The sequence below is a fragment of the Rheinheimera sp. 4Y26 genome (genome assembly GCF_025245835.1).
GTDB lineage: Bacteria > Pseudomonadota > Gammaproteobacteria > Enterobacterales > Alteromonadaceae > Pararheinheimera.
Window position 1 is genome coordinate 22997 of record NZ_JAOBWS010000005.1, and the last position, 23666, is coordinate 46662.

The 23666-nt window shown below is 49.0% G+C and carries 27 protein-coding genes; 19 read left to right on the forward strand and 8 right to left on the reverse strand.

What is annotated here, in order from left to right; all coding sequences use genetic code 11:
• The first annotated feature begins 73 nt into the window (after nucleotides 1-73).
• From N3Z11_RS08105 to rluB, 4 genes are all read left to right on the forward strand, one after another.
• Nucleotides 74-694, forward strand: a complete 621-nt coding sequence (locus N3Z11_RS08105) for an L-threonylcarbamoyladenylate synthase (RefSeq protein WP_260656662.1) — start codon at nucleotides 74-76, stop codon at nucleotides 692-694.
• Between the two features lie 65 nt (nucleotides 695-759).
• On the forward strand, nucleotides 760-1572 hold the full coding sequence (locus N3Z11_RS08110; protein WP_260656859.1) for a ScpA family protein: 813 nt from the start codon (nucleotides 760-762) through the stop codon (nucleotides 1570-1572).
• A gap of 42 nt (nucleotides 1573-1614) precedes the next feature.
• Nucleotides 1615-2217 (forward strand): SMC-Scp complex subunit ScpB, encoded by a 603-nt coding sequence (gene scpB, locus N3Z11_RS08115; protein ID WP_260656663.1) that lies wholly within the window; start codon nucleotides 1615-1617, stop codon nucleotides 2215-2217.
• Nucleotides 2214-3152 (forward strand): 23S rRNA pseudouridine(2605) synthase RluB, encoded by a 939-nt coding sequence (rluB, locus tag N3Z11_RS08120; protein WP_260656664.1) that lies wholly within the window; start codon nucleotides 2214-2216, stop codon nucleotides 3150-3152. The genes scpB and rluB overlap by 4 nt, the downstream gene beginning before the upstream one ends.
• 69 nt (nucleotides 3153-3221) lie before the next feature.
• On the opposite strand, the gene N3Z11_RS08125 is transcribed toward rluB, so the two are convergent.
• The 3 genes from N3Z11_RS08125 to N3Z11_RS08135 form a co-directional block, all read right to left on the reverse strand.
• Nucleotides 3222-3416 carry a hypothetical protein gene (locus N3Z11_RS08125; protein ID WP_260656665.1) on the reverse strand — a complete coding sequence of 65 codons (195 nt, stop codon included), beginning with the start codon at nucleotides 3414-3416 and terminating at the stop codon, nucleotides 3222-3224.
• Nucleotides 3417-3621: 205 nt separating this feature from the next.
• Nucleotides 3622-3939 (reverse strand): EscU/YscU/HrcU family type III secretion system export apparatus switch protein, encoded by a 318-nt coding sequence (locus N3Z11_RS08130; RefSeq protein ID WP_260656666.1) that lies wholly within the window; start codon nucleotides 3937-3939, stop codon nucleotides 3622-3624.
• A 34-nt stretch (nucleotides 3940-3973) separates the two neighbouring features.
• Entirely contained in the window at nucleotides 3974-6016 is a 2043-nt protein-coding gene (locus N3Z11_RS08135) for a flagellar hook-length control protein FliK (RefSeq protein ID WP_260656667.1), read from the reverse strand.
• A gap of 100 nt (nucleotides 6017-6116) precedes the next feature.
• Between N3Z11_RS08135 and ccmA the strand changes: the two genes are divergently transcribed.
• From ccmA to N3Z11_RS08190, 11 genes are all read left to right on the forward strand, one after another.
• Complete coding sequence (gene ccmA, locus N3Z11_RS08140) at nucleotides 6117-6764, forward strand: cytochrome c biogenesis heme-transporting ATPase CcmA (RefSeq protein ID WP_260656668.1); 648 nt, start codon at nucleotides 6117-6119, stop codon at nucleotides 6762-6764.
• On the forward strand, nucleotides 6758-7423 hold the full coding sequence (gene ccmB / locus N3Z11_RS08145) for a heme exporter protein CcmB (RefSeq protein ID WP_260656669.1): 666 nt from the start codon (nucleotides 6758-6760) through the stop codon (nucleotides 7421-7423). Before ccmA ends, ccmB begins: the two co-directional genes overlap by 7 nt.
• Before the next feature lies 1 nt (nucleotide 7424).
• Nucleotides 7425-8207, forward strand: coding sequence for a heme ABC transporter permease (locus tag N3Z11_RS08150; RefSeq protein ID WP_260656670.1), 783 nt, complete (start codon nucleotides 7425-7427; stop codon nucleotides 8205-8207).
• Complete coding sequence (gene ccmD, locus N3Z11_RS08155) at nucleotides 8207-8437, forward strand: heme exporter protein CcmD (RefSeq protein ID WP_260656671.1); 231 nt, start codon at nucleotides 8207-8209, stop codon at nucleotides 8435-8437. The genes N3Z11_RS08150 and ccmD overlap by 1 nt, the downstream gene beginning before the upstream one ends.
• The gene (gene ccmE / locus N3Z11_RS08160; RefSeq protein ID WP_260656672.1) at nucleotides 8421-8984 is read left to right on the forward strand and encodes a cytochrome c maturation protein CcmE; all 564 of its coding nucleotides are present in this window, start codon (nucleotides 8421-8423) and stop codon (nucleotides 8982-8984) included. The genes ccmD and ccmE overlap by 17 nt, the downstream gene beginning before the upstream one ends.
• Nucleotides 8984-10978: a heme lyase CcmF/NrfE family subunit gene (locus N3Z11_RS08165; RefSeq protein ID WP_260656673.1), complete on the forward strand. Its 1995-nt coding sequence runs from the start codon at nucleotides 8984-8986 to the stop codon at nucleotides 10976-10978. Before ccmE ends, N3Z11_RS08165 begins: the two co-directional genes overlap by 1 nt.
• Nucleotides 10971-11594: a redoxin family protein gene (locus N3Z11_RS08170; RefSeq protein ID WP_260656674.1), complete on the forward strand. Its 624-nt coding sequence runs from the start codon at nucleotides 10971-10973 to the stop codon at nucleotides 11592-11594. The genes N3Z11_RS08165 and N3Z11_RS08170 overlap by 8 nt, the downstream gene beginning before the upstream one ends.
• Nucleotides 11584-12099, forward strand: a complete 516-nt coding sequence (locus N3Z11_RS08175) for a cytochrome c-type biogenesis protein (protein WP_260656675.1) — start codon at nucleotides 11584-11586, stop codon at nucleotides 12097-12099. Before N3Z11_RS08170 ends, N3Z11_RS08175 begins: the two co-directional genes overlap by 11 nt.
• Entirely contained in the window at nucleotides 12099-13349 is a 1251-nt protein-coding gene (gene ccmI / locus N3Z11_RS08180; protein ID WP_260656676.1) for a c-type cytochrome biogenesis protein CcmI, read from the forward strand. Before N3Z11_RS08175 ends, ccmI begins: the two co-directional genes overlap by 1 nt.
• 4 nt (nucleotides 13350-13353) lie before the next feature.
• Entirely contained in the window at nucleotides 13354-14145 is a 792-nt protein-coding gene (locus tag N3Z11_RS08185) for a VacJ family lipoprotein (RefSeq protein ID WP_260656677.1), read from the forward strand.
• Nucleotides 14146-14396: 251 nt separating this feature from the next.
• Complete coding sequence (locus N3Z11_RS08190) at nucleotides 14397-15905, forward strand: peptide MFS transporter (RefSeq protein ID WP_260656678.1); 1509 nt, start codon at nucleotides 14397-14399, stop codon at nucleotides 15903-15905.
• 143 nt (nucleotides 15906-16048) lie between these two features.
• On the opposite strand, the gene N3Z11_RS08195 is transcribed toward N3Z11_RS08190, so the two are convergent.
• The 4 genes from N3Z11_RS08195 to tsaA all read right to left on the reverse strand — a co-directional run bounded on the left by N3Z11_RS08195 (nucleotide 16049) and on the right by tsaA (nucleotide 20094).
• Nucleotides 16049-16354 carry a DUF6170 family protein gene (locus N3Z11_RS08195; protein WP_260656679.1) on the reverse strand — a complete coding sequence of 102 codons (306 nt, stop codon included), beginning with the start codon at nucleotides 16352-16354 and terminating at the stop codon, nucleotides 16049-16051.
• 175 nt (nucleotides 16355-16529) lie between these two features.
• A complete protein-coding gene (locus N3Z11_RS08200) occupies nucleotides 16530-18254 on the reverse strand; it encodes a proline--tRNA ligase (RefSeq protein WP_260656680.1) in 1725 nt (574 codons plus the stop codon).
• Between the two features lie 48 nt (nucleotides 18255-18302).
• Nucleotides 18303-19430 (reverse strand): Kelch repeat-containing protein, encoded by a 1128-nt coding sequence (locus N3Z11_RS08205; protein WP_260656681.1) that lies wholly within the window; start codon nucleotides 19428-19430, stop codon nucleotides 18303-18305.
• The gene (tsaA, locus tag N3Z11_RS08210) at nucleotides 19384-20094 is read right to left on the reverse strand and encodes a tRNA (N6-threonylcarbamoyladenosine(37)-N6)-methyltransferase TrmO (RefSeq protein ID WP_260656682.1); all 711 of its coding nucleotides are present in this window, start codon (nucleotides 20092-20094) and stop codon (nucleotides 19384-19386) included. Before tsaA ends, N3Z11_RS08205 begins: the two co-directional genes overlap by 47 nt.
• A gap of 203 nt (nucleotides 20095-20297) precedes the next feature.
• On the opposite strand from tsaA, the gene purU reads away from it, so the two are divergent.
• Genes purU through N3Z11_RS08225 form a run of 3 tightly spaced genes read left to right on the forward strand, consistent with a single transcriptional unit; the run spans nucleotide 20298 to nucleotide 22194 of the window.
• On the forward strand, nucleotides 20298-21131 hold the full coding sequence (purU, locus tag N3Z11_RS08215; protein WP_260656683.1) for a formyltetrahydrofolate deformylase: 834 nt from the start codon (nucleotides 20298-20300) through the stop codon (nucleotides 21129-21131).
• 17 nt (nucleotides 21132-21148) lie between these two features.
• Entirely contained in the window at nucleotides 21149-21658 is a 510-nt protein-coding gene (locus N3Z11_RS08220) for an acyl-CoA thioesterase (RefSeq protein ID WP_260656684.1), read from the forward strand.
• The gene (locus tag N3Z11_RS08225) at nucleotides 21655-22194 is read left to right on the forward strand and encodes a hypothetical protein (RefSeq protein WP_260656685.1); all 540 of its coding nucleotides are present in this window, start codon (nucleotides 21655-21657) and stop codon (nucleotides 22192-22194) included. The genes N3Z11_RS08220 and N3Z11_RS08225 overlap by 4 nt, the downstream gene beginning before the upstream one ends.
• 54 nt (nucleotides 22195-22248) lie before the next feature.
• Here N3Z11_RS08225 and can read toward each other — a convergent pair whose 3' ends face one another.
• A complete protein-coding gene (can, locus tag N3Z11_RS08230; protein ID WP_260656686.1) occupies nucleotides 22249-22905 on the reverse strand; it encodes a carbonate dehydratase in 657 nt (218 codons plus the stop codon).
• 208 nt (nucleotides 22906-23113) lie between these two features.
• On the opposite strand from can, the gene N3Z11_RS08235 reads away from it, so the two are divergent.
• A complete protein-coding gene (locus N3Z11_RS08235; protein WP_260656687.1) occupies nucleotides 23114-23650 on the forward strand; it encodes an H-NS histone family protein in 537 nt (178 codons plus the stop codon).
• Nucleotides 23651-23666 lie beyond the last annotated feature (16 nt).

The window sequence follows — 23666 nt, forward strand, 5'->3', positions numbered from 1 at the left end:
AAAAAAGTCCAGCGTGACGAACATTTAAAACAGCAACATTCACAACTTTTGGATGGTGCTGACAGGGAGTTTTATGAGTCAGTTTTTTTATGTGCATCCGGAAACACCCCAACAACGTTTAATTAAACAAGCAGTGCATATTATTAAACAGGGTGGGGTTGTGGTGTACCCAACCGACAGCGGTTATGCACTGGGTTGTCATATTGGTGATAAAGCGGCGATGGAGCGTATTTTACAAATCCGCCAGATCAGTGGTGACCATCATTTAACCCTGATGTGCCGCGATTTATCCGAATTGTCTATTTATGCCAAAGTGGAAAACACAGCCTTCCGGCTGATTAAAAACAACACCCCTGGCGCTTATACTTTTATTTTGCGCGGCACCAAAGAAGTGCCAAAACGTTTATTAAACGAAAAGAAAAAAACCGTCGGTTTGCGCATTCCTGATCACAAAATAGCGCTGGCATTGCTGGAAGAATTGGGTGAGCCGTTAATGTCGAGCAGTTTAATTCTGCCGGGCCAGGAATTTACCGAGTCTGATCCTGAGGATTTACGCGATCAGCTCGAGCGGCAGGTTGATTTAATTATGCACGGTGGTGTATTGCCTGGTAATCCAACCACAGTGGTGGATTTATCCGACGATGTAGCTGTGATAGTGCGTGAGGGCGCAGGCCCTGTTGCGCCTTTTTTATAATCTGCTGAGCACAACAAGTGGCTGATGTAACAGAACCACAACCAGAGCCAGCCGAATCAGCCGCTTTGCCACCGGCTGAATTAACGCCTTTAACCATTCAGCCACCGCTGCCTTTGGCATTTGTGCGTGGCGAAGCTGTGCTGGAGCGTCCGGAAGATTTATATATTCCGCCTGATGCACTGGAGGTGCTGCTGGAGGCTTTTGAAGGCCCGCTGGATTTTCTGTTGTATCTCATTCGCAAGAACAAGTTTGATATTGTTGATTTGCCGGTTAATGAAATTACGCAGCAATATATTGAATATATTGAACTAATGCAGGGCATGAATTTTGAGCTGGCGGCTGAATATCTGGTGATGGCGGCTATGCTGGCGGAAATAAAATCACGTTTGTTATTGCCGGTGCATGCCCATCAGAACGCAGAGGAAGCTGACCCCAGGGCAGAGCTGATTCGCCGTCTGCAGGAATACGAGCAGTTTAAACAGGCCGCTACAGATTTAGATGCACTACCGCGGGAAGAGCGCGACTTTTTTAAAGTGCAGGCTGAACTTGCCGATAATTTCGCCCCTTTAGTGATTTTGCCCGAAGTGTCGCTGGCCGACTTAGTGTCGGCTTTGGCCGATGTGGCGAAAAGAGTAAAAGATTTTCAGCATCATCATATTGCCAAAGAAAAATTATCCACCCGCGAGCGCATGAGTCAGATTTTACAGCTGCTCAAAGAAAAACAAGGTTATTTGCTGTTTGAGCAGTGTTTTCAATTAGAAGAAGGCAGAGCCGGGGTGGTGGTGAGTTTTTTAGCCATTTTAGAGCTCACCAAAGAAAAACTGGTGCAACTGACACAGGTGCAAGCCTATGGTCAGATCCATCTGAAATTGGCATAATGGCGGCGTTTTCCCGCCCGATCACTCCCACAGGATGTTCTATTGGCCAGCAAAATTAATGACAGTCAATTATTGCAATTACTGGAAGCAACTTTGTTTGCCAGCGAAAGGCCATTAACCACGGAAGATTTAACTGCCACTGTGCTGGCCGATTTTCAGCTGTCAAAAAAACGGCTGGCGGATGCATTAAAGCAGTTGCAACAGGATTATCAGGGCCGTGGTATTGAACTGGTGGAAACGGCAACAGGCTATCGTTTTCAGACCAAAAGTGAATGGAGCGACTATCTTGCCAGACTCTGGCCTGAACGGTCACCCCGTTATTCCCGTGCTGTACTGGAAACTCTGGCGCTGATTGCCTATCGTCAACCTATCACCCGAGGTGAAATTGAAGCAGTGCGTGGTGTGACTGTGAGTAGTCAGATCATCCGTACCTTGCTCGACCGCGGTTGGGTGAAAGTGGTGGGGCATAAAGACGTGCCGGGACGACCCGGTTTATATGCCACCACAGCGGAATTTTTAAACTACTTTGGCTTAAAGTCGCTTGCTGCATTGCCGGCTTTAACTGAATTTTCTGCACAGGCAGCTATGACGCTCGACAGCGCTGCTTTATTAAACACAGTCGCGATGACTGAGGAGACATCATGAGTGAAAAGTTACAAAAAGTGCTGGCCCGTTCCGGTGTAGGTTCACGCCGCGAAATGGAAAGCTGGATAAGCGCAGGCCGTGTCACTATCGATGGCAAGGTGGCGCAGCTCGGTGACAGGGTGATCCCAACGCAAATAGTGCGGGTAGATGGTCATCCGGTCAAACTGGCCGCTGAAGCCGAACAAATCTGCCGTGTTATTGCCTACCATAAACCTGAAGGTGAAATTTGTTCGCGCACTGACCCTGAAGGACGGCCAACGGTATTTGACCGTCTGCCAAAAATCCGCGGTTCCCGCTGGGTTGCGATAGGCCGTCTCGATATCAATACCTCAGGTTTGTTGTTGTTTACCACGGACGGCGAACTGGCCAACCGCTTAATGCACCCGAAATTTGAAGTTGAGCGTGAATACGCGGTGCGGGTGTTTGGTGAAGTAACAGATGCGATGATCCAAAAACTGCGCACCGGTGTTGAGCTCGAAGACGGTAAAGCCGCTTTTAAAAAGATTAAAGCCAGTGGTGGCGAAGGCATTAACAAGTGGTTTAACGTGACCCTGACCGAAGGCCGCAACCGTGAAGTGCGCCGGATGTGGGAATCACAGGGCGCTGTGGTCAACCGGTTAATTCGGGTGCGTTATGGCGATTTGTTATTACCAAAACATCTTCCGGCCGGTGGTTACACTGAATATGCGCTGGAAGAGGTGAACTACCTGCGTAAGCTGGTGCATATGGATTATGAAACTGAGTCTTTGGCCAAACCTGAAGACAAAGACGAGCGCCGCCGTCGTATGGCATCTATTAAAAGGGCAGTGCGTAAACATCAGATTGCACTGAAAAACCCGGAAAAAGCGCCAAAAGCAGAGAAAAAGCCACAGGCAGACAAACCGGCCCGTCCGGCCAAACCTGCGTTTAAAGGCAAAAAGCGAACCCGGGTGTAACGGGCTGCTTTGCTTCAGCATAAAAAAACGCCTGCAACTGCAGGCGTTTTTTTATGGTGGATGTGTACATTAATAATAAATATCAGTGGTTTGATGAATTTGAGGTTCGTCCTGCAGCTCTTCAAAACTCACTGCAAAATGTTTGTTGTTGTCGTGTAAATCAGATAAATACACAGCTCTGTCCTGCGCGTCTATCCAGCTGACCACACCCACACCTTTTTTGCTTTGACACAACATGCCGAGTTTCAGATCCTGTACGTTCATCAGCGCACCTCATTCAGTTGATATTCAATTAAGACTTATCAGGTTAGACGAAGAAAAACGCTTTGCAGATCTCCGACCAGTGGAAATGGTGGCTAAGTCGCCAATCTGACAGTAAATTTATTTTTCGAACAGCAGGTGGGTGTAATTAAAATCGGGATTAAAAGTGAGGCTGTGACAACAGCGACGCACAGCTGATGTCAGTACATCAGGTTTTGAGATCAATACGTTCGTGAATGTTTTCCCAATGCTCCGGAAATTTCCCCTGCAGTACATAAGAAAAAGCAATCAGCTCCGCAATCAATAAATACAGCTCCTTTGGAATTTGGTCGCCCAGCTCCATTTGTTTGAGCAGCTTGGTCAGCTCTTCATCTTCATGCACTAAAATGCCGTGTTCTTTGGCGAGCTGAATAATTTCATCGGCTAAATCACCATGGCCTTTGGCAATAATGGTTGGCGCTTTGCCCGGCGTTTTACCGTCGTAGTGCAGCGCAATGGCCGCTTTGTCCTGATTGGTTTTGCTCATGGCTACACCTTGTTTTCGCTACACTTTTCTCTTTCTACACCTTTACGGCCAATAAACTATTGCTGCGCTGATACAGCTGCGGCGGAATTTTCCCCAGTTGACACTGAGCTTCACTGACACTGAGCCCCTGTAGTTTCAGCCGGTCTTTAAACAGCGGCAAAAACTGCTGGGCTGTATTTACGACTTTTTCCTGCTCAGCATAAAACTGCAGGCTAACGTCCTGACCCGTTAACCTTACCTGCACCAACAAGGGGCCAAGTTCGGCCAGATCAAATTTCATCGTCAGTTGCCATTGCCTGGTTTTACCGCCGCCGTTTTTTCCATCAGCTTCGCGCTCACTGATGGCAAGTTCGGCAAAACGGCTGTCACCCGCCTGTTGTAGCGGCAGCTGAATAAAAAGTTGCTGGTGCTGCTGCGGTTGTTGCTGCTGCTCTACCGATGCCAGTTGTGATCCCTGCAGTGTGCTGGCATGGCTCGATAGCTGCCTGAGCAAATTACTGCTTTGTGTGTTATCAAGCTGGCCTATCAGCTGCTGCAGCTTGGCCGCCACCGGGGTTTTGGGCTCTGTGGTGCTCGCGCCTGCCAGCCTTCCCAATAACAGTTGCAGTGCAACGGCCAGGGTGCCGGCACTGCTGCTGGCCAGATTGGCAGGCGTTGGCTGTAGCGGGTTAAATTGCAGCGCTGCTGTTAACTGTGTCAGCAACTGGCTGCTTTGTACCGGCTTGGCTGCATCCAGGCTTTGTGCTTTAAGCTCGGTAAATACAGCGCTGAGCGCCGCCGGCAACTCCGGCAACACCCGCAGTGGATCGGCTTTGGCACTGGACAGTGGCAGCCATTGCCGCCACAGCTGGTTTATATCGACCGGTGTTTTCTGCGGGCTATCGGCAGGTGCAGCCTGCCAAATCAGTGGCCGGTTCAGCTGTTGTGGGCCAAGCTCCAGCACTGCGCCTTTTTGTGGTGTTGGGTTCACCTGTAATTGCCATTGTTGCGGCGCGGCTTTTTGGCTGGACGGGCTTAACTGCCAGTCGGCGCCTTGTTGCAACTGAGTGGGGATTTGTCTGGCCGTGGTCTGTTGTGCTGCGCTTAACTGATTGTTTAGCCATTGTTGTAATGCTTTGTTGTCTGAAGCTGCTTTGTTGTCGGATGCAAGCAGCGCAGGTTGCAGTGCTTTGGCAAGTAACGGCATTAGTTCACGGCTCTGCGCCTTGCTCAGGGTGACTGTTTTATCGCTAAAAGCTGCGGCTGGCAAAGTGTTGGTTGCTGGTGCATTTTCAAATTTTGTTGCTGTTCTGCCTTCATATACACCCTGTATTGTGCCGGTGCCAGTACCGGTCTGGGTTTTGGTCTGAGTTGTGCTGCTGTTTTGTTCGGCAGTTTTTGCCGCTTCCGCAGCTGAGTTTTTCAGCGGGGCAGCTAAAGCGGCGTCGGGTTTTAGTTTGATCTGTAGCTGCGCAGTGCTGGCGTCTAGCACCAGCAAGGCTTTGGTTTGAAATTGCTGTGGCCATTGATTGCTTTGTGGCAAAAAACTCAAGGGCAATTGCAGCTGGCGCTGATTTGGCAGTTGTAACAACAATTTTTCGCCGCTGCGGCTTAACTGCACTTCCAATTGCAATTGATTGCTGTGCTCTGGTGCGCCTAGTAGTTTGACCAGCGCAGCGCTACTGAAGCTGACGGCCGCCGGCGGATTGGCGCTGGTCTGTACCTGCAGCTGCAGCTGGCCCGATGGCAGCTGCTTAAGCGCCAGCTCAAGATTGATGGTGCCTGATGGCTGGCCTGGCTGCCGTGGATGAGCGCTTGTCTGAGTCTGAGCTGTAATAGCAGTGTTTGCTAAAGTTGTGGCGCTTGTTTGTTGTAAGCCTGATTGCAACAAGCGGGTTTGCTCCGGACTTAACTTAATCTGCACCGGGCCTTGTGCTGTGCTCATTTGTAATTGACTGCTGCCATCACGGCCAATATTCAGCAACCCCTGATACAGAGTGTCCGGGCTTAACTTCAGCGGTGCCAGCGCAGCAGTGCTTGTGGTTGATGGCTGGCTGCTGCCGATGTGCAACAGAGAATCAAGATTGATCTGGTTCATAATTTTGGCTGTTTAAGCGGCTATCAAGGTTATAGCGCATGCGTATTCTAACGCCAATATGTTAAGATGCGCGCTGTTTTTTTTGATGGCTGTTTCTCTGGTGTCGACAAACTTATTAACTGCTTTCGCCCTCTGTTGTGTCCGGCAAGACCGGGTGCTGTTTGATGCTGTTGACCTTGAGCTCGCAGCCGGCGAGTTATTGCATATCAGCGGTAAAAACGGCGCCGGTAAAAGCAGTTTGTTGCGAATTCTGGCGGGTTTAGCCACGCCTGATGAAGGGCAGGTGTTGTGGTGTGGCAAGCCGTTATCTGACCCTTCGTCAAACAGCACGTCACAAAGCGACTTTGCCAGTTCCTTGTGTTATATCGGCCATTTAAGTGGAGTGCAGCCCCAGCTCACCGCTCTGGAAAACCTGGAATTCTGGCAGGCGGCATTTGCGCTGAAAAACACCGATTATTATGCAGTGCTGGCAACCCTTGGTTTGGCTGGCCTTGAAGATATTCCCTGCCAGATGATGTCGGCAGGCCAGCAGCGTCGTGTGTCTTTAGCGCGTTTGTGGTTAACCCAGGCCAAACTCTGGATTTTAGACGAGCCTTTTACCGCGCTGGACCAAGGTGCCATCAAACTTTTGCAACAACGGTTTAAACAACATCTTGAGCAAGGCGGCGCTATTATTCTGACCACTCACCAGGCCATGGAACAACAATTCCCACAAAGCCGCACTCTGGAGCTGGTTTACCGATGGTAATGTTTAAAGCAGCTTTTGTGCGTGAATGGCGCTTACTCGCAAGACAAAAGGCCGACTGGCTGAATCCATTGATGTTTTTTGTCATAGTCCTCACCTTATTTCCGCTGGGTGTGGGCGCTAAACCTAATTTGCTGGCCGAAATTGCGCCCGGTATTGTCTGGATAGCAGCACTTTTGAGTGTGCTTTTGGGCGCTGAACGCTTGTTTAAAGAAGATTTTCGCCAGGGCACGCTGGAGCAGCTGGTGGCGGCAAGAGACCCGTTATTTCCTTATGTGCTGGCCAAAATCAGCAGCAGCTGGTGCAGCACCGCCTTACCGCTGTTATTGATATCACCGCTGATTGCCTTATTGCTTGGCCTGAGTACTGCAGCCTGGCAGGCGATAGTGCTGAGTTTGCTGCTGGGCACACCGTTATTAAATTTGCTGGCGGCACTTGGCGCAGCCCTTACTTTATCTGCCGATAAAGGCGGAATTCTGCTGGCCTTACTGATTTTACCTTTGTATATTCCGCTGCTGATTTTTGCCAGTGCCGCTGTGGACAATGCCACGCTGGGACTGGACTATTCGGCACAATTGGCCGTATTAGCGGCCATGTTGTGTCTGGCGGCAGCGCTGGTGCCGCTTGCGGTATTAAAAGCTTTAAGATTAAACGTGGGGTGATATGTTTAAGTGGCTTGATCCATATGCCAAACCTGAAACTTTATACCGCATTTGCGGCTTGTGGTTTCCATGGTTAATGACGCTGGCCGTGTTGACCTTGCTGCTGAGCACTGTCTGGGGCCTTGGTTTTACCCCGGCTGATTACCAGCAAGGTGACAGTTACCGCATTATTCATATTCATGTGCCAGCGGCGATTTGGTCGATGGGCGCATACAGCAGCATGGCTATTGCCGCTTTTATTGCACTGGTGTGGCAAATTAAAGTGGCACAGTGGGCTGTTGGCGCCATTGCGCCTATTGGCGCTGTGTATACGCTGATAGCACTCTTGACCGGCATGGCCTGGGGCAAACCTATGTGGGGCACCTGGTGGGTGTGGGATGCCAGACTCACTTCTGAACTGATTTTATTGTTTTTGTATTTAGGTGTGATTGCACTGTCCGGCGCTTTTGCCGATCGTCAGCTTGGCGCCAAAGCCTCAGCTTTATTGGCGGTGGTTGGGGTGGTGAATCTGCCGATTATTCACTTTTCTGTAGAATGGTGGAACACCCTGCATCAGGGCGCCACTATCACTAAATTTGCCAAACCTTCGATTGACCCTTCGATGCTGTGGCCTTTGTTGCTGGGGATTTTGGGTTTTGCCTTATTGCTGGCGGCGCTGACCTGTTTGCGCCTTCGCACCGCTATTTTGCTCAATGAACAGCACAGACCCTGGGTTCGCGCTTTGGCGCAGCAGTCTGTGCACAAAGGTAGCGTGCCGCAAACTAACGCAGGGCGGGGTGTCTGATGCCGGAATTTTATTTTGAGTCGTTAAGTGCCTTTTGGCAGATGGGCGGTTATGCGCTTTTTGTCTGGTTGTCTTTTGGCAGTACCTATGGGTTACTGGCCGCGCTCTGGTGGTTCAGCCAGCGCAGTCAGAGCCGGATTTTGCAGGACTTAGCCAAAAAACAACAGCGTGAACACAGAGTGCGTGCGCAGCAACAACTTGAGGAAGAAAACAATGAACCCAAGACGTAAACAGCGGCTGATGGCCGTCAGCGCCATTTTGTTGTTATTAAGTGGTGCTGTAGGCGCCATGTTGTATGCGCTGAATGAAAACGTTGATTTGTTTTATACCCCAAGTCAGTTGCTGAATGGTTTAGGCGAAGACAAAGTCAAACCTGTACCAGGCCAGCGTTTGCGTATTGGTGGTATGGTTGTGCCAGGTTCAGTGAAACGGGACGACAGCAGTTTAAAAGTCAGTTTTGCTTTAGCCGACACAGGCCCCACAGTGACAGTGCATTATGACGGTATACTGCCGGATTTATTCCGTGAAGGGCAGGGCATAGTGGCGCAAGGCACTTTAATCGACGCCACCAATATTCAGGCAACAGAAGTGCTGGCTAAACATGATGAAGAATATATGCCGCCGGAAGTGGCAGAGGCGGTGAAGGGCATCAAACATGTGGCGCCTAAATATACCTATCCGGCCGCTGCAGATGCTTCAGCCACCTCTGGTGCAGCCACAACTGAAACAAAACAAGCAGATAAACCAGCCACGGCAACAGAGGGCGGTAGCCAATAATGATTCCTGAAATTGGTCAGCTGTCGCTGATATTTGCTTTTGCTTTATCTTGTTTACTGGCGCTGGTGCCTATGTATGGCAGTTACAGCGGCAGTGTGCGGGCGTTATTGCTGGCCAAACCCCTGGCGATTGGCCTGTTTTTATTCAGCGGCACCGCCATGGCCTGCCTGATGTACGCTTTTTATCACAGCGACTTTACCGTGATTAACGTGGCCAGCAATTCGTCCAGCATGCTGCCCTGGTATTTTCAGCTGACCGCAAGTTTCGGCTCCCATGAAGGCTCGATGCTGCTTTGGGTGACCATTCTGGCGCTCTGGACTGCTTTGGTGGCGCTCTTTTCCAACTCTTTGCCGCTGTTGATGCAAGGCCGCATTTTGGGCGTGATGGGCTTTATCTGTGTTGGTTTTATTGCCTTTTCGCTGTTTATGTCCAACCCCTTCGAGCGCAGCCTGCCGTTTTTTCCGGTGGAAGGCCGTGATTTAAACCCGCTGCTGCAAGACTTTGGCATGATAGTGCACCCGCCGCTGTTGTATGTGGGTTATGTCGGTTTTGCTGTTTCTTTTGCTTTTGCCATTGCTGCTTTAATTGGCGGTAAGTTTGACAGTACCTGGGCACGCTGGGCGCGGCCATGGACCTTAGCTGCCTGGTTGTTTTTAACTCTGGGCATTATGCTCGGCAGCTGGTGGGCTTATAACGAACTGGGCTGGGGCGGCTGGTGGTTCTGGGATCCGGTTGAAAACGCGTCTTTTATGCCTTGGCTGGTTGGCACCGCATTGTTGCATTCGCTGGCGGTCACTGAAAAACGCGGCACCTTTAAATCCTGGACTGTGCTGCTGGCCATAGCGGCATTTTCGTTAAGTTTAATGGGCGCCTTTTTAGTGCGATCCGGCGTACTGGTGTCGGTGCACTCCTTTGCTTCTGATCCAAGCCGCGGTTTGTATTTACTGGCGTTTTTACTGCTGGTCGTGGGTGGATCGTTATTTTTGTATGCGCTGCGGATGAACGCTGTGCGCTCGCAGGCCCGTTATCAGCTGTTTAGCCGTGAAGTGTTGCTGTGGGGCAATAATGTATTTTTACTGACCGCCACTCTGGTGGTGTTTTTAGGCACTTTATACCCACTGTTTCACAAAGAATTAGGCTTAGGCTCTATTTCTATCGGCGAGCCGTTTTTTAATCAGCTGTTTTATTATCTGGTGATCCCTTTTAGTTTACTGCTGGGGCTTGGCCCCTGGGTACGCTGGAAACAGCAGCAGCTGCCGCCTTTATTAAAACCCTTAACCCTGGTTGCGCTGTTGGCGCTGACTTTAGCCATTGGTTATCTGGCGGCGACACAGTCGCTGGCGGCCAATCTGGCGTTATTGGGTTGTTTGCTCGGCGCCTGGGTTGGCATGTCGGCTATTGGCGAGGTGTATCAGCGTGCACAGCAGCTGGGTGGTTTCAGTCTTGGTTTCACTCGCTTGCAGGCCAGTCACTGGGGCATGACGCTGGCGCATATTGGTTTTGCCGTGCTGGTTGTCGGTGTGGCCATGACCAAAACCCTGAGTGTGGAAAAAGACGTGCGGATGAAAATTGGCGACACAGTGGAGCTGAACGGTTATCACTTTACGCTGACGGACGTGTATGCGCTAAATGGCCCGAACTATGGTGGTCAGGCGGCTGAGCTGGAAGTGTTCAGCAACGGTGAAAAAGTCACGCATCTGCACGCGGAAAAACGTTTTTATCCACTGCAAAAAACCGTGATGACCGAAGCCGCAGTACATGCCCGCTTAAGCCGCGATTTATACGTAGCTTTGGGTGAAGAGCTGAGCGGCCCGTCCTGGGCGATGCGGGTGTATGTCAAACCTTTTGTGCGCTGGATTTGGCTTGGTGGTGTATTGATGGCATTAGGTGCTTTGCTGGCACTGTTAGATAAACGTTATCGTCGTGCCCCTGCCCATGTTGATGTAAAAGTGCGTGAAACCACAGCTGCATTTAACGGAGCTGAGCATGCGTAAGTCATTATTTTTCATTCCTTTTGTGCTTTTTATTGCGCTGGCGGCTTTTTTATTCAGCGGTTTGTTTTCCGATCCGCGCCAGCATGGCTCGGCGCTTGTGAGTAAACCATTGCCGGCGTTTTTATTGCCGGATCTGATGGCTCCACAGCGGATGCTGAGTGCCGATGACCTCAAAGGCAAAGTCTATCTACTCAATGTGTGGGGTCTGTGGTGTCCAACCTGTAATGCCGAGCTTGGTTTTTTAACCGAACTGCGTCAGCAGGGCATTGAGATTGTGGGTTTGTATTATGTGCAGCCGCAAGACAGCGCTTTTGGTGAGACTTTTGATTTAGCAGCATTACAAAAGGATGTAGCAAAAAAACTGGCCGAGCAGGGCAATCCTTATCAGCTGAATATTCTGGATGAAAAACGCAGCCTGATTTTTGATTTGGGTGTCACAGGTGCGCCTGAAACCTTTTTAATTGACGCCCAGGGGCAAATCCGCGCCCACCATGTTGGCGATATTAACCCGCAAAACTGGCCAGCCTTAGCAGCGCAATATCAGGCGGTACTGCAGGAAGCCCAGGCTGCAGCAGCTTTGACACAACAAAGCATAGGAGCCACTAATGCGCCCTAAAATGCAGTTGTTTTCCAGAGCTTTTGCCCGCTTATTGCTGGCGCTTTGTTTATGTCCGGCTTTTGCCACTACTGCCGCAGAAGAACTGCTGCCGTTTAAAGATGCACAGCAACAAGCGCTGTACCGTGAGCTGACGGCTGAGCTGCGCTGCCCAAAGTGTCAGAACCAGAATATTGCCGATTCTAACGCTGTGGTGGCGGTGGATATGCGCGAAAAAACCTACCAGCTGGTGCAGCAAGGGCAAAACAAAGAGCAAGTCATTGATTATATGAAACAAAGATATGGTGACTTTGTTCATTACCAGCCGCCTGTGCAGTGGAGCACAATTTGGTTGTGGCTGGCTCCTTTGTTGTTATTGGCCGGTTTATTCTGGGTGATGCTGCAAAAACAACAAAAAGTGCAGCAACTGCAACAAACGGACGCTGTTGACCCTGAGCTTGAACAAAAACTGCAGGCGATGATTGAACAGGCCATGGCAGAAAAATCATCAAAGGAGCCGGATTAATGTTGATGCAATTAAGTGTAGCGGCGCTGTTGATGCTGGCTGTGGTGGTGCTGTTATTGTGGTGGCCGCGTAAAGCCGGCAGCGCCGAACAAACCCAGACCGAACTTTTTGCCGAGCGTCTGCATGCCCTGACCCAGGCCAGAGACAATGGCGAATTGGCGCCGGAAGATTTTTTAAGTGCAGCCAATGAGTTAAAAAGCCAGTTTATCGGACAGCGTCAGGCGGCCCTTGCAGGTAACAACACGCCCTGGCTGGCACCGCTGTCGCTGGTATTGGTGCTGCTGGTGGTCGGCATTGCCTATGGCCTCAGTGGTCATTACCGTGAACTCAGCGACTGGGAGCTGGCGCAGCAAAATTTGCCATCGTATGGTGAGCGGGCGCTGCTGAATAAAGGCGAGCCGTTAAGTGAAAAAGAAATCAGTTTATTTGCCTTAGCACTTCGCACCAAATTGGCCAATGAGGGGGATGACGCTGTGGCCTGGTATGTGCTTGGCCGCATCTGGTTTTCGCAAGGGCTGGTAGAGGATGCCATTGAAGCTTTTGAAAAAGCGCTGAAACTGACGCCGGAGCGCGCCAATGTGCTGCTTAGCTATGCTCAGGCGCTGCTGGTGACCGACAACGCCGACAATCTGCAAAAAGCAGCACAAAGCCTGGGGCTGGTGCTGAGTAAAGATCCAATGAATAAGGATGCCTTGTCGATGCTGGCGCTGATAGCACAGGAGCGGGGTGATTTGGTTGAGGCAAAGGCGGCCTGGGAAATGTTGTTGTCACAACTGGATAAAAATGACCCACGTTACAGCATGATTGAGCAGCAACTGGCCAAAGTTTCACAAGGTGCTGCCGGTGTTGCTGTTGCCGATACTAAAACAGAAGCTTCCAGCGGGGAAAGTGCTACTGCAGATCCGGCTGCACCTAAACGCCGTATTATGCTGACTTTACAGGTAAGCGAAGCCTTAGCTGCAAAATTTAAAGACGCCAGCTTATTTGTAGTGGCCAAAGCTGCAGAGGGCCCGCCGATGCCACTGGCGGTGCAAAAACTGGCAGTGTTTAGCGGCAGCCGTCAGATTGAACTGAACTCCAATATGGTGATGCAGCCAGGTTGGGGCCTGGATAATGTGGCGCAAGTGTTGGTATCGGCCCGTATCAGTCAGTCCGGTGCTGTGGCTAAAACCGCGGGCGATCCGGAAATAGTTTCAGAACTTATTGAATTAAAAGATGGTCAGCAGGAGCTGACACTTTCACTGGAGTAAATGGATGAATCCACTTTTTAAAATAACACTGGCCGCTTTATTGCTAACGCTGTCGGCTTGTAGCACTAAACCACAAACCGCAACAGCAGATGTGGCTGTGAACAATGCAGAAGCCGTAGCCACAGTACAGCCAGAGCCGATGACAGACGAGCGCGACCCTTTTGAGTCAGTCAACCGCAAAATGTGGACTTTTAACTACGACTATCTGGATGCTTATCTGCTTAAACCTGCCACCAAAGGTTATATGGCGGTGGTGCCCAAACCGGCCCGTACCGGTTTGTCGAATATGGTCAATAACTTAAATGAACCTGCCAACTTCTTAAACGGTTTGTTGCAAGGCAAACCCAGGAGTTCTGCTGTCAGCGCCGGCCGCTTTTTACTCAACAGCACTGTGGGTTTAGTGGGGTTATTTGATGTGGCGAGCAGCGCCGGCCTTGAAGTAAAAGAAGAAGATTTTGGCCAGACACTTGGGGTTTGGGGTGTGGGCCATGGCCCGTTTTTAATGATCCCGGCGCGCGGCCCTTCTACAGTTCGTAACCTGACCGGCGATTTAGTGGATAACCTGTATTTTCCAATGTCGGTATTAAACAGCCCACAAACCATCGCCAAATTTACTATTGGCGCTTTGTCGGCGCGCGAAGCGCTGATGCAGCAGGAGAAGCTGCTGAACGATTCGCTGGACCCTTACGCTTTTGTCAAAGATGCGTATTTCCAGCGGCAGGAATATCAGTTGTATGACGGCAATCCGCCGGCAGCTGAAGTGGACGAAGAGGCGCTGGAAGAATTTCTGGAGTGATCGGATCTGTGGTTAAAATAGCCTGAAACCGGTGTTTTAACCGGCAAAAAGGGGCAGGCAACGGCACTGCCCCTTTTCATTTTTGGCCTGGTACGGTATAAACGTCAGTCAACTAAAAACCAAACACCCTCAACCCGTAATTATCATTCACATAATTATTAGAAACAGGAAATCACCATGCTGAAAACCCTCAACAGCGCTTACACGCTGCGCTCAGCTATGCGCCTGCGACAAAACTTCGGAGTGTGCGTATGAGCCAAACCCAGACCATAACCCATCAGCCAGAGTTTGAAACTTTATGGGGACATCCAAAACCATTATGGATGTTGTTTATGGCGGAATTCTGGGAGCGTTTTGCGTTCTACGGTATTCGCTGGGCATTAACTTTATATATTGTGGCGCAGTTTTATGCCGGCAATGCCTCAGGTGAAGGTGATGCCAGCCGTTATTACGGTGCTTATCTGGCCTTAGTGTACGCCACCGCTATTTTTGGTGGTTATGTTGCCGACCGTATTATTGGTTACCAGCGTTCGATTTTGCTCGGCGCTGTGGTGATGTCCATAGGTCTTTTTATGATCATGGTGCCAAGTCTGGACGTGTTCTTATTGGGTCTGGCGGTTATTGTGGTTGGTAATGGCTTGTTTAAGCCGAATATTTCGTCTTTAGTGGGTCAGCTGTACAAACAGGGTGATGACCGTCGTGACCGTGGTTTTACCATTTTTTATATGGGTATTAACTTAGGCGGTATGTTGTCTCCGTTATTAACTGGCTGGCTTGCCAGTGAAATTTTTGGCACCCCACAACACCAGAACTATAAAGCAGTGTTTGGTGCCGCCGGTGTCGGTATGATTTTAAGTACCATCTGGTTTTATATCGGTCGCAAACAACTCAAAGGCATTGGCATGATGCCGGAAGATAAACCGGCAGGCAAAATGCTGGCTTATGTGATTGCCGGTGTGGTGGTCGCAGTGCCTGTGGTGTATTTCCTGATGGCAGGTATGGGCGCGCAGACGCTGGCCTGGGTGTTAGGTGTGCTCTTTGTGATTGTGGCCGGTATGCTGCTGCTTGAAGGCAAACAAAATGGTCGTATTCAGATGCACCGTGTTTGTGCGCTGCTGTTATTGTTTGGTTTTAACGTGACATTCTGGATGTTCTTTGAACAGGCAGGCAGCTCTTTTAACTTCCTGGCGCAAAATCTGGTGAACCGTGACATTTTTGCTGACGGCAGTTTTATCTTTCCAACAGGCTGGTTCCAGTCAGTGAACTCACTGGCCATTATCCTGTTTGCTCCTGTGATCAGCGCGATCTGGTATTTCACCAGCAAACGTAAAATGGAACCAACAATTCCGTTTAAGTTTGGTTTAGGTTTACTTGGCAACGCGCTGGGTTTCCTGGTGCTGATGTTTGCATTAACCCAGCTGGTTGACGGAAACGGTTTGATCCCACTGTGGCCGCTGGTACTTTGTTATGTGCTGCAGTCTATTGGTGAACTTTGTTTATCACCTATTGGTTTGTCGATGGTAACCAAGCTGGCGCCGGTACGTTATGTTGGCCTTGCCATGGGGGCCTGGTTCTTGTCGGTGGCGACCGGTAACAACCTGTCTGGTATTCTGGCCGGTGAAATTTCCGGTGAAACCGGTATGACCATTGAATCGGCGCTTGCTGGTTTTAGCTTCAGTTTTTACCTGCTGTTAGGTGCTGGTATTGTGTTGCTGGTGATTTCACCGCTGATCAATAAACTGATGCATGGCGTGAAATAAAGCGTGAAATAAAGCGTGATACAACAGCCTGTGATGCAGGCTGTTGTAGATAAAAAAACCACCTCAGCTGAGGTGGTTTTTTTTATTGTTATCAATGATTGGCGGACGGGTCTTTTACAGTTCAGACCCGGCTGGTTCGGCAGTTAAGATTTAGCCGCCAGATTGGCTCTGATTTTTGCGAGCGAAGGGCGTACCAGATAAAAAGTCAAAGGGCGGGTGATCAGTGGGTATAACAGCACCAGTGTCAGCACATAAAGCGCAGCAGTGGCGAGATCCGGTGCCCTGGCAATCAATAAAAATAACGGAATTAACACCGCCAGTTTTAACAGATTCAGCAGCAGCTTTTGTGGGGTTGGCAGGCTATCCGCGGCACTTCGCAGCACCTGCATACGTTCACGAAAATTAAGACCTGCAAGCTCAGGCAGGCTGCGGCTATTCCAGTACAACATGGACGCTCCTTTCACACTCAATAGCTGGTTTGGGTGTATTACGCGGCAACTGCCGATGCAGTTCTCGGCCAGCTACCAAATCAGCGTTGTGCTGATGTGACACCCGCAATGGCACTCTTAACAAAAAGCCCGAATACTGCAGGCAGCACTCGGGCTTGCGACTGCTGTGATTGGCTTATTTCAGCTGCTGCTGCAGCGTTGCCAGCACTTCGTCTAAATTCAACAACAGTTTTTCACCGGTACGGCGGTTTTTGTATTCCACCTTGCGCTCGTCGAGGTTGCGCTCGCCAATCACAATATGATGTGGCACACCCAAAAGCTCCATATCGGCAAACATGACACCAGGGCGCTCTTTACGGTCATCAAACAACACTTCAATACCAGCCGCCATCAGCTCTTTATAAAGCTGTTCAGTGGCTTCCTGAATGCGCACAGATTTATGCATATTCATTGGTACCAGTGCCACCTGGAATGGTGCTATAGCTGCAGGCCAGGTAATGCCGTATTCGTCGTGGTTTTGCTCAATGGCAGCGGCCACGATGCGCGACACACCCACACCATAACAACCCATGGTCATGATCTGGTGTTTGCCTTCTTCATTCAGTACACCGGCTTTCATCGCCGCGGCATATTTATCACCCAGCTGGAAAATATGGCCCACTTCAATACCACGTTTGATCACAAGTTTACCTTTGCCACATGGGCTTGGGTCACCTTCAACCACATTGCGTAAATCCGCCACTTCATAAGTTGGGATATCACGGTCAAAATTGACGCCGGTCAGGTGGAAACCGGTTTTATTGGCTCCACAAACAAAATCAGCCAGCACTGCAGCGCTGCGGTCCACTACCACCGGAATAGACAGGCCAACAGGGCCAATAGAACCCGCATTAGCGCCTGTGGCTGCCAGAATTTCCGCTTCGGTGGCAAAGGTCAGTGGAGAGGCAACCAATGGATGTTTGTCGGCTTTAATTTCATTGAGTTCATGGTCACCACGCAGCACCAGCGCCACTAATGTTTGCGGGGCTTTTTCATCAGCTTTGGCAGCATGCACCAGCAGGGTTTTGACAATCTGACAGGCATCCACTTTTAATAAAGCTGACACTTCAGCAATGGTACCTGCATTAGGTGTTGCCACTTCGGTTTTAGCAGCTGTTGCTGCAGGGCGGGCAGTGGTTGGTGCCAAAGCTTCGGCTTTTTCAATATTGGCGGCGTAATCACTTTCATCCGAAAACACAATAGCGTCTTCGCCTGAAGCGGCCAGTACGTGGAATTCGTGCGAAACAGCACCACCAATGGCGCCGGTGTCGGCAAGCACAGGGCGGAAATCCAGCCCTAAGCGGGTAAAAATATTACTATAAGCCTGGTACATGGTCTGGTAGGTTTTTTCCAGACATTCCTGACTTAAGTGAAACGAATAAGCATCTTTCATTAAAAATTCGCGCGCGCGCATCACGCCAAAACGTGGGCGGCGCTCGTCGCGGAATTTGGTCTGGATTTGGTACATATTGATCGGCAGCTGTTTGTAGCTGCTGATTTCTTTACGCACTAAATCGGTGATCACTTCTTCGTGGGTTGGGCCAAGCACAAAATCACGCTGGTGGCGGTCTTTAAAACGCAGAAGCTCAGCGTCCATTTGCTCCCAGCGGCCAGATTCCTGCCACAATTCAGCAGGTTGTACCATTGGCATCAGCACTTCCAGCGCACCTGCTTTATTCATTTCTTCGCGCACTATGGCTTCTACTTTACGCAACACACGCAGGCCTGTTGGCAACCAGGTGTACATGCCGGAAGCTTCACGGCGGATCATGCCAGCACGTAACATCAGCTGATGGCTGACAATTTCGGCATCGGATGGCGTTTCTTTTAAGGTTGATAATAAATACTGACTGCTGCGCATAACTGTTCCACTGAAAATGAGCCCTTTGACCTTATTCTAACAAGGCCTTTACTCGGGCAGAAGTTTAATCTGATGTTTTATCGCGGTATTACTCAGTTGCTGTCCCGCTAACATACCGCCAATGCTGAAAATTTCACCGTCTATCAGTACCAGGCTGCGTAAATCCATCACTGCGGTTTCACTGGGTGCCGCTTTGAGCCATCTTTGCTGCTTAAATGAATACAAATAAATGGCGCTGCTGGGTTCTATCGCTTTGCCATCATCGGTCAGGCCGTTCAAATGATAAGGCGTTTCACTGCCGCCAATAAAAGCCGCCATGGTTTCGCCATTGACCTCGACCGCAATAGCGCCCTGGCGGGTACGGGCTTTGCCACCGTGGTGCGCTATCTGGCGCCAGCTGATTTGGCTGGCATTTTTATCGGAAATTTTTCCAAGATAACAAGCGGCCTCTGGCACAAACTGAGTTGAGCCATCAGCGGCTGAAGTTGTTTTTACGCCATCACAAAACAAGATGTCATTACCAACCAAAACGCCGGCATGACCAAAAACGGCAGTACCCGTTAAAGGGGTGGCCTGACTCCATTTTTGTGTAAAGTTGTCAAAAAGCTGCACCAGATTGACTGCGCCGCTGTGATGAAAACCAGCCAGTAAATAGATGTATCTGTCTTTATGAGCAAAAGCGACACTTTCATCCACAGCTACCGGCATATCGGGCAACTTGCTGTAACTTTGGGTCACAGGACTAAAACGGTAACCGTCGGCCAGAGTGCCACTTTTGCCGTCACTGCTTTGGCCATAACCGCCCAGAATAAAAAAATGTTTATTGAGCTCAACGCCGGTGGCGGCAATACGGCCATTGACTCTGTTAGTGCCTGGCAAAGCCGCAATATTTTGCCAGTTCGATTGACCAAGGCTCAGTTGCCACACTTTATTGTGCATTGCAGCTGGCGTTTTAGCTGAACCCAAACCTGCAAAACTGGCCAGATAAGGCTGACCACGCACCGAGGCTTGCAGCACCAGCTGATTGCTGACAGGCTCAGGCAGCGTTGGAATCTCTGCAGCAGCAAGTGGAAAACTCGCTGCTACTGTCATGGCTAACAGACAGAAGAAGCCTGTGATTGCGCTTTTTTTAACTGCGGTGGGTTTTGATTTCACTAACATAATTGTGGTTGCCATCTACAGTCCATTTGATATTAAAGTTATATAAAGTCATGCCATAACTTTGTTGTTCCCCGCGCTGCTTCTTATAAGGCGGGCGAGGGTCCTGTTTCAGTACTTTTTCAATAAAAATCTGTAAATCCGGTAACTCTGTTTGTGCCTGGCAAAAAGCAACAGCCTGTTCACTGAAAGACACTGTCATATCAGTATGAGGTGCGGCATCGGCAAAACCGCCATTGGCTTTTGGCAGTGCATCGGCATAAGGCAGATAAGGTTTAATATCCAGTACCGGCGTGCCATCGAGTAAATCAATGCCACTTAAATTCAGCACCAGCTTCTCGCCTCTGCGCTCAACACCCTCGAGTTTTACGACAGATAAGCCAATTGGGTTTGGTCTGAAAGTGGCGCGGGTGGCAAATACACCTTTTTTATCGTTGCCACCTAAGCGTGGCGGGCGCACCAAAGGCGACCAACCTTTATCTGCCGTTTCGTGAAATACAAACACCAGCCAGAGGTGACTAAAACTTTCAATGCCACGCACTATAGCGTCATCGGCATAAGGCGGTGACAACACCAGAGCGCCTTTGGCTTCCGGGATCAAACCCGGCTGACGCGGAATCGCAAATTTTTGTTTATAGGGAGATTCAATTACACCAACAGCGTTTAATTCAAAAGGCTTCATTCGGGTCTCAGGCTTGTTTATTCGTCTTTGCACAGCGGCAACATTGGGCATTATGGCGAGCTAAGATGCAAACAACAAGCAAAGTGCATCATAACAGCCAGGCTTTGATTTGCTTGCTATCAGATGGATGGCCGTCTAAAGTGAAACTTCGCGCTTTTTCCTTGCCATAATCTTCTGATAACAAATGTTGTATTGAGTCAATGATGGAACAAAAAACTTTATTAATTGAATGCCCGGATTCAAAGGGGCTGATCGCACAAATTACCAATATCTGCTACAAGCACCAGCTAAATATTATCCGCAATACCGAATATGTGGATCCGGTTTCCGGTCAGTTTTATATGCGGACCCGGCTTGAAGGCATATTTAACGACCACACCTTCATGCTGGATTTAGACCGGGCATTACCTCAAGGCAGTGAAAGGCAGCTGGTCAGTGATCGCAATAAAAAAGTGGTGATCCTGGTGACCAAAGAAGCACACTGTATCGGTGATATTCTGATAAAAGTGTATGACGGTTCACTGAAGCTGGATATTGCCGCTATTGTTGGTAACCATCCGGAACTTGGTGCTTTGGCCGACAAGTTTGGTGTGCCTTATCATTTTGTCAGCCATCAGGATAAAAGCCGGGCCGAACACGAAAAACTGTTGCAGCAGCAGATTGACCTGTATCAGCCGGATTATCTGGTGCTGGCCAAATTTATGCGTATTTTAAGCCCTGAGTTTGTCGCGCTTTATCCAAACCGCATTATTAATATCCATCACAGTTTCCTGCCGGCTTTTATTGGCGCTAATCCTTATCATCAGGCGTTTAAACGTGGTGTGAAAATTATTGGCGCCACTGCCCATTTTGTCACTGATGATTTGGATGAAGGGCCTATTATTAAGCAGATGGTAACCAATGTAGACCACAATTACAGCGCCGAAGATATGGCCAGAGCAGGGCGTGATGTTGAAAAGAATGTGCTGAGTAAAGCGCTGGAGCTGGTGATTGAAGACCGGGTTTTTGTGCACGGTAATAAAACCGTGGTGTTATAACCAAAGGGAACAGACGAATGACGGACAAAATGCTGCATAAACGTACTGTGGAATTTCGTTTTCTGGCCGAGCCGACCCATGTCAATTTTGGTGGCAAAGTGCATGGCGGTATGGTGATGAAATGGATTGATCAGGCCGCTTATGCCTGTGCCGCACGCTGGAGTGGTTTGTATTGTGTCACAGTATCTGTGGGCACCATCCGCTTTCGCCGTCCTATTCTGGTAGGGCATCTGGTTGAGCTTGAAGCAAAAGTGGTGCACACCGGCCATTCCAGTATGCATATTTTTATTCAGGTGCGCTCAGGCGACACCCAAACTGAACAGCTGCCGGAAACCAATCATTGTATTATCACTTTTGTGGCGCTCGACGAGCAGGGCAATACTGCTGCTGTGCCCGCCTGGCAGGCGCAAACCGCAGAAGATCGCTTTTTAGAACAATACGCGATTCAGATGAAACAATTTTCGCAGCAGGTTGAACAGCAAATGTTGGATTTTTATCAGCAAAACAATCAGGGAGCACAAGTATGAAACTTATTTCAGCATTATTGATGTTGATATCCGTAACGGTATTTGTGCTGCCGGCAGCAGCGCAAAACGACACACTCGCACCTGAACTGGAAGTATTCCGGCCTTTTTTAAATAAAGTCTGGCGGGGGGAGTTGCAGGCACAGCAACAAGGAAAAACCAGTATTGATTATTCATTATGGCAGCGTGCGCTGAACGGTCAGGCTATTAAAGTGGTGCATTCGGTGAATAATGGCGAATACGGCGGTGAATCGATTATTTTCTGGGATAAAAGTAAAAAAAGCCTGGCCTATTATTATTTCACGACAGCAGGTTTTTATACCCATGGCACCATGCAATATGATGCTACAAGCGGTAAACTAACCGCAGAAGAAAAAGTAGAAAACAATGCCAATGGCATCACCATGGTGCGTTCTACCAGTGTATTAAAAGAACAGCAATTGTTGACAAGTTCCGAATATCTGCAAAAAGGGCAGTGGGTGAAAGGGCATGCGGCGACCTACACCGAAAGCAAAGATGGCAAAGTGGTTTTTCAATAACAATGGCAGTCTTTGTGTTTTGACCCGCAAAGACTGCAGCTTAATGTCTCGTCTTTACTTTTCGCTGGGCATATCGTCAGTTAAATCAAGCGTATAAATATTGTCGATAGTGGCTGTGCTGGAGTGACTTACCCTTAGGTCTTTTACCCGGCCATTACGCAGACTGTACACCCAGCCATGGACCGTCAGCGACTGTCCTCTGTCCCAGGCTTCCTGCACAAAACTGGTGTGACAGACGTTTTGCACCTGCTCAATCACGTTCAGTTCACACAGCCGGTTCAGTCTGTCCTGTTCATCGCTGATACTTTCAATTTCGTCACGGTGAATGGCATACACGTCTTTGATATTACGCAACCAGTTGTCGACAAACCCCACTTTTTGCTTGTTCATGGCGGCGTTAATACCACCGCAGCCATAATGGCCGCAGACAATAATATGTTTTACTTTGAGCACATCAATGGCGTATTGCAGTACAGACAAACAGTTGATATCAGAATGCAAAACCAGATTGGCTACATTACGATGGACAAAAAGTTCCCCGGGCAACAAACCAACAATGTCATTGGCCGGAACTCTGCTGTCTGAGCAGCCTATCCATAAATATTCGGGCGCCTGTTGTTCTGATAATTTTTTAAAAAAGCCCGGTGCTTCCAGCTCAATTCTGTCTGCCCATGCTTTGTTGTTCTGAAACAAATGTTTAATAGAACTCATACCGACTCCGGAAATTTGCTGCCGCTAAGATACCCTAAATTTGTGACAAACTCAGCACCGACCAGCTGAAAGCACAGAGCTGGTTAGCACCAGAGCATTAGCCATTTTATAAATGCTTATATAATTAACAGGGAAAATTGTTTCTTTCATTTTGTTTTGCCGCTATTATATTTTCACTATTATTAGGATCCCGATAAAGGAGCGAACGATGTCATTATTACTTGATAAACGTGAATTAAAAAAAGCAGCAAAAGAATTGACTGTTTTAAAATTACAGGAAGTGATTGACGTACTGACTTCAGTGCTGGATGAACGCCAGAAAGAATCTGAAGTATTGGCTAAAGTTCGCGAATTTGCTAAAGCTCAGGGTTTTACCCTGGAGCAACTGGGTTACAAATTAAATGCTGATGGTGTTGCAGTAGCGGTAGAAGCGGAAGAGCCGGCAGAAGGCGATCTGAAACGTCCAATCAAACCAAAATTCAAAACCATTAATAAAGAAAGTCAGTTTTTTTATGTTGAAAACGGCACTTTACAATTATTAAAAACCCATACAATGAAAAAGGGATTACAAGAGCGCGGCATTAATGTTGTGCCTTTTTCTAAAGTAGAGAAAAAATATATTAAACAAGTTGATGCTCTGTTAGAAGAAGCCAGCAAACAAGCGCTGACCAACTTTAACAGTAAAGTTGATGTGTGGAACGAGTGGGCTGCGCAGCACAATGAAGAAATTCTGGCCAAACGTTAAGTTGGCAACCAATAAA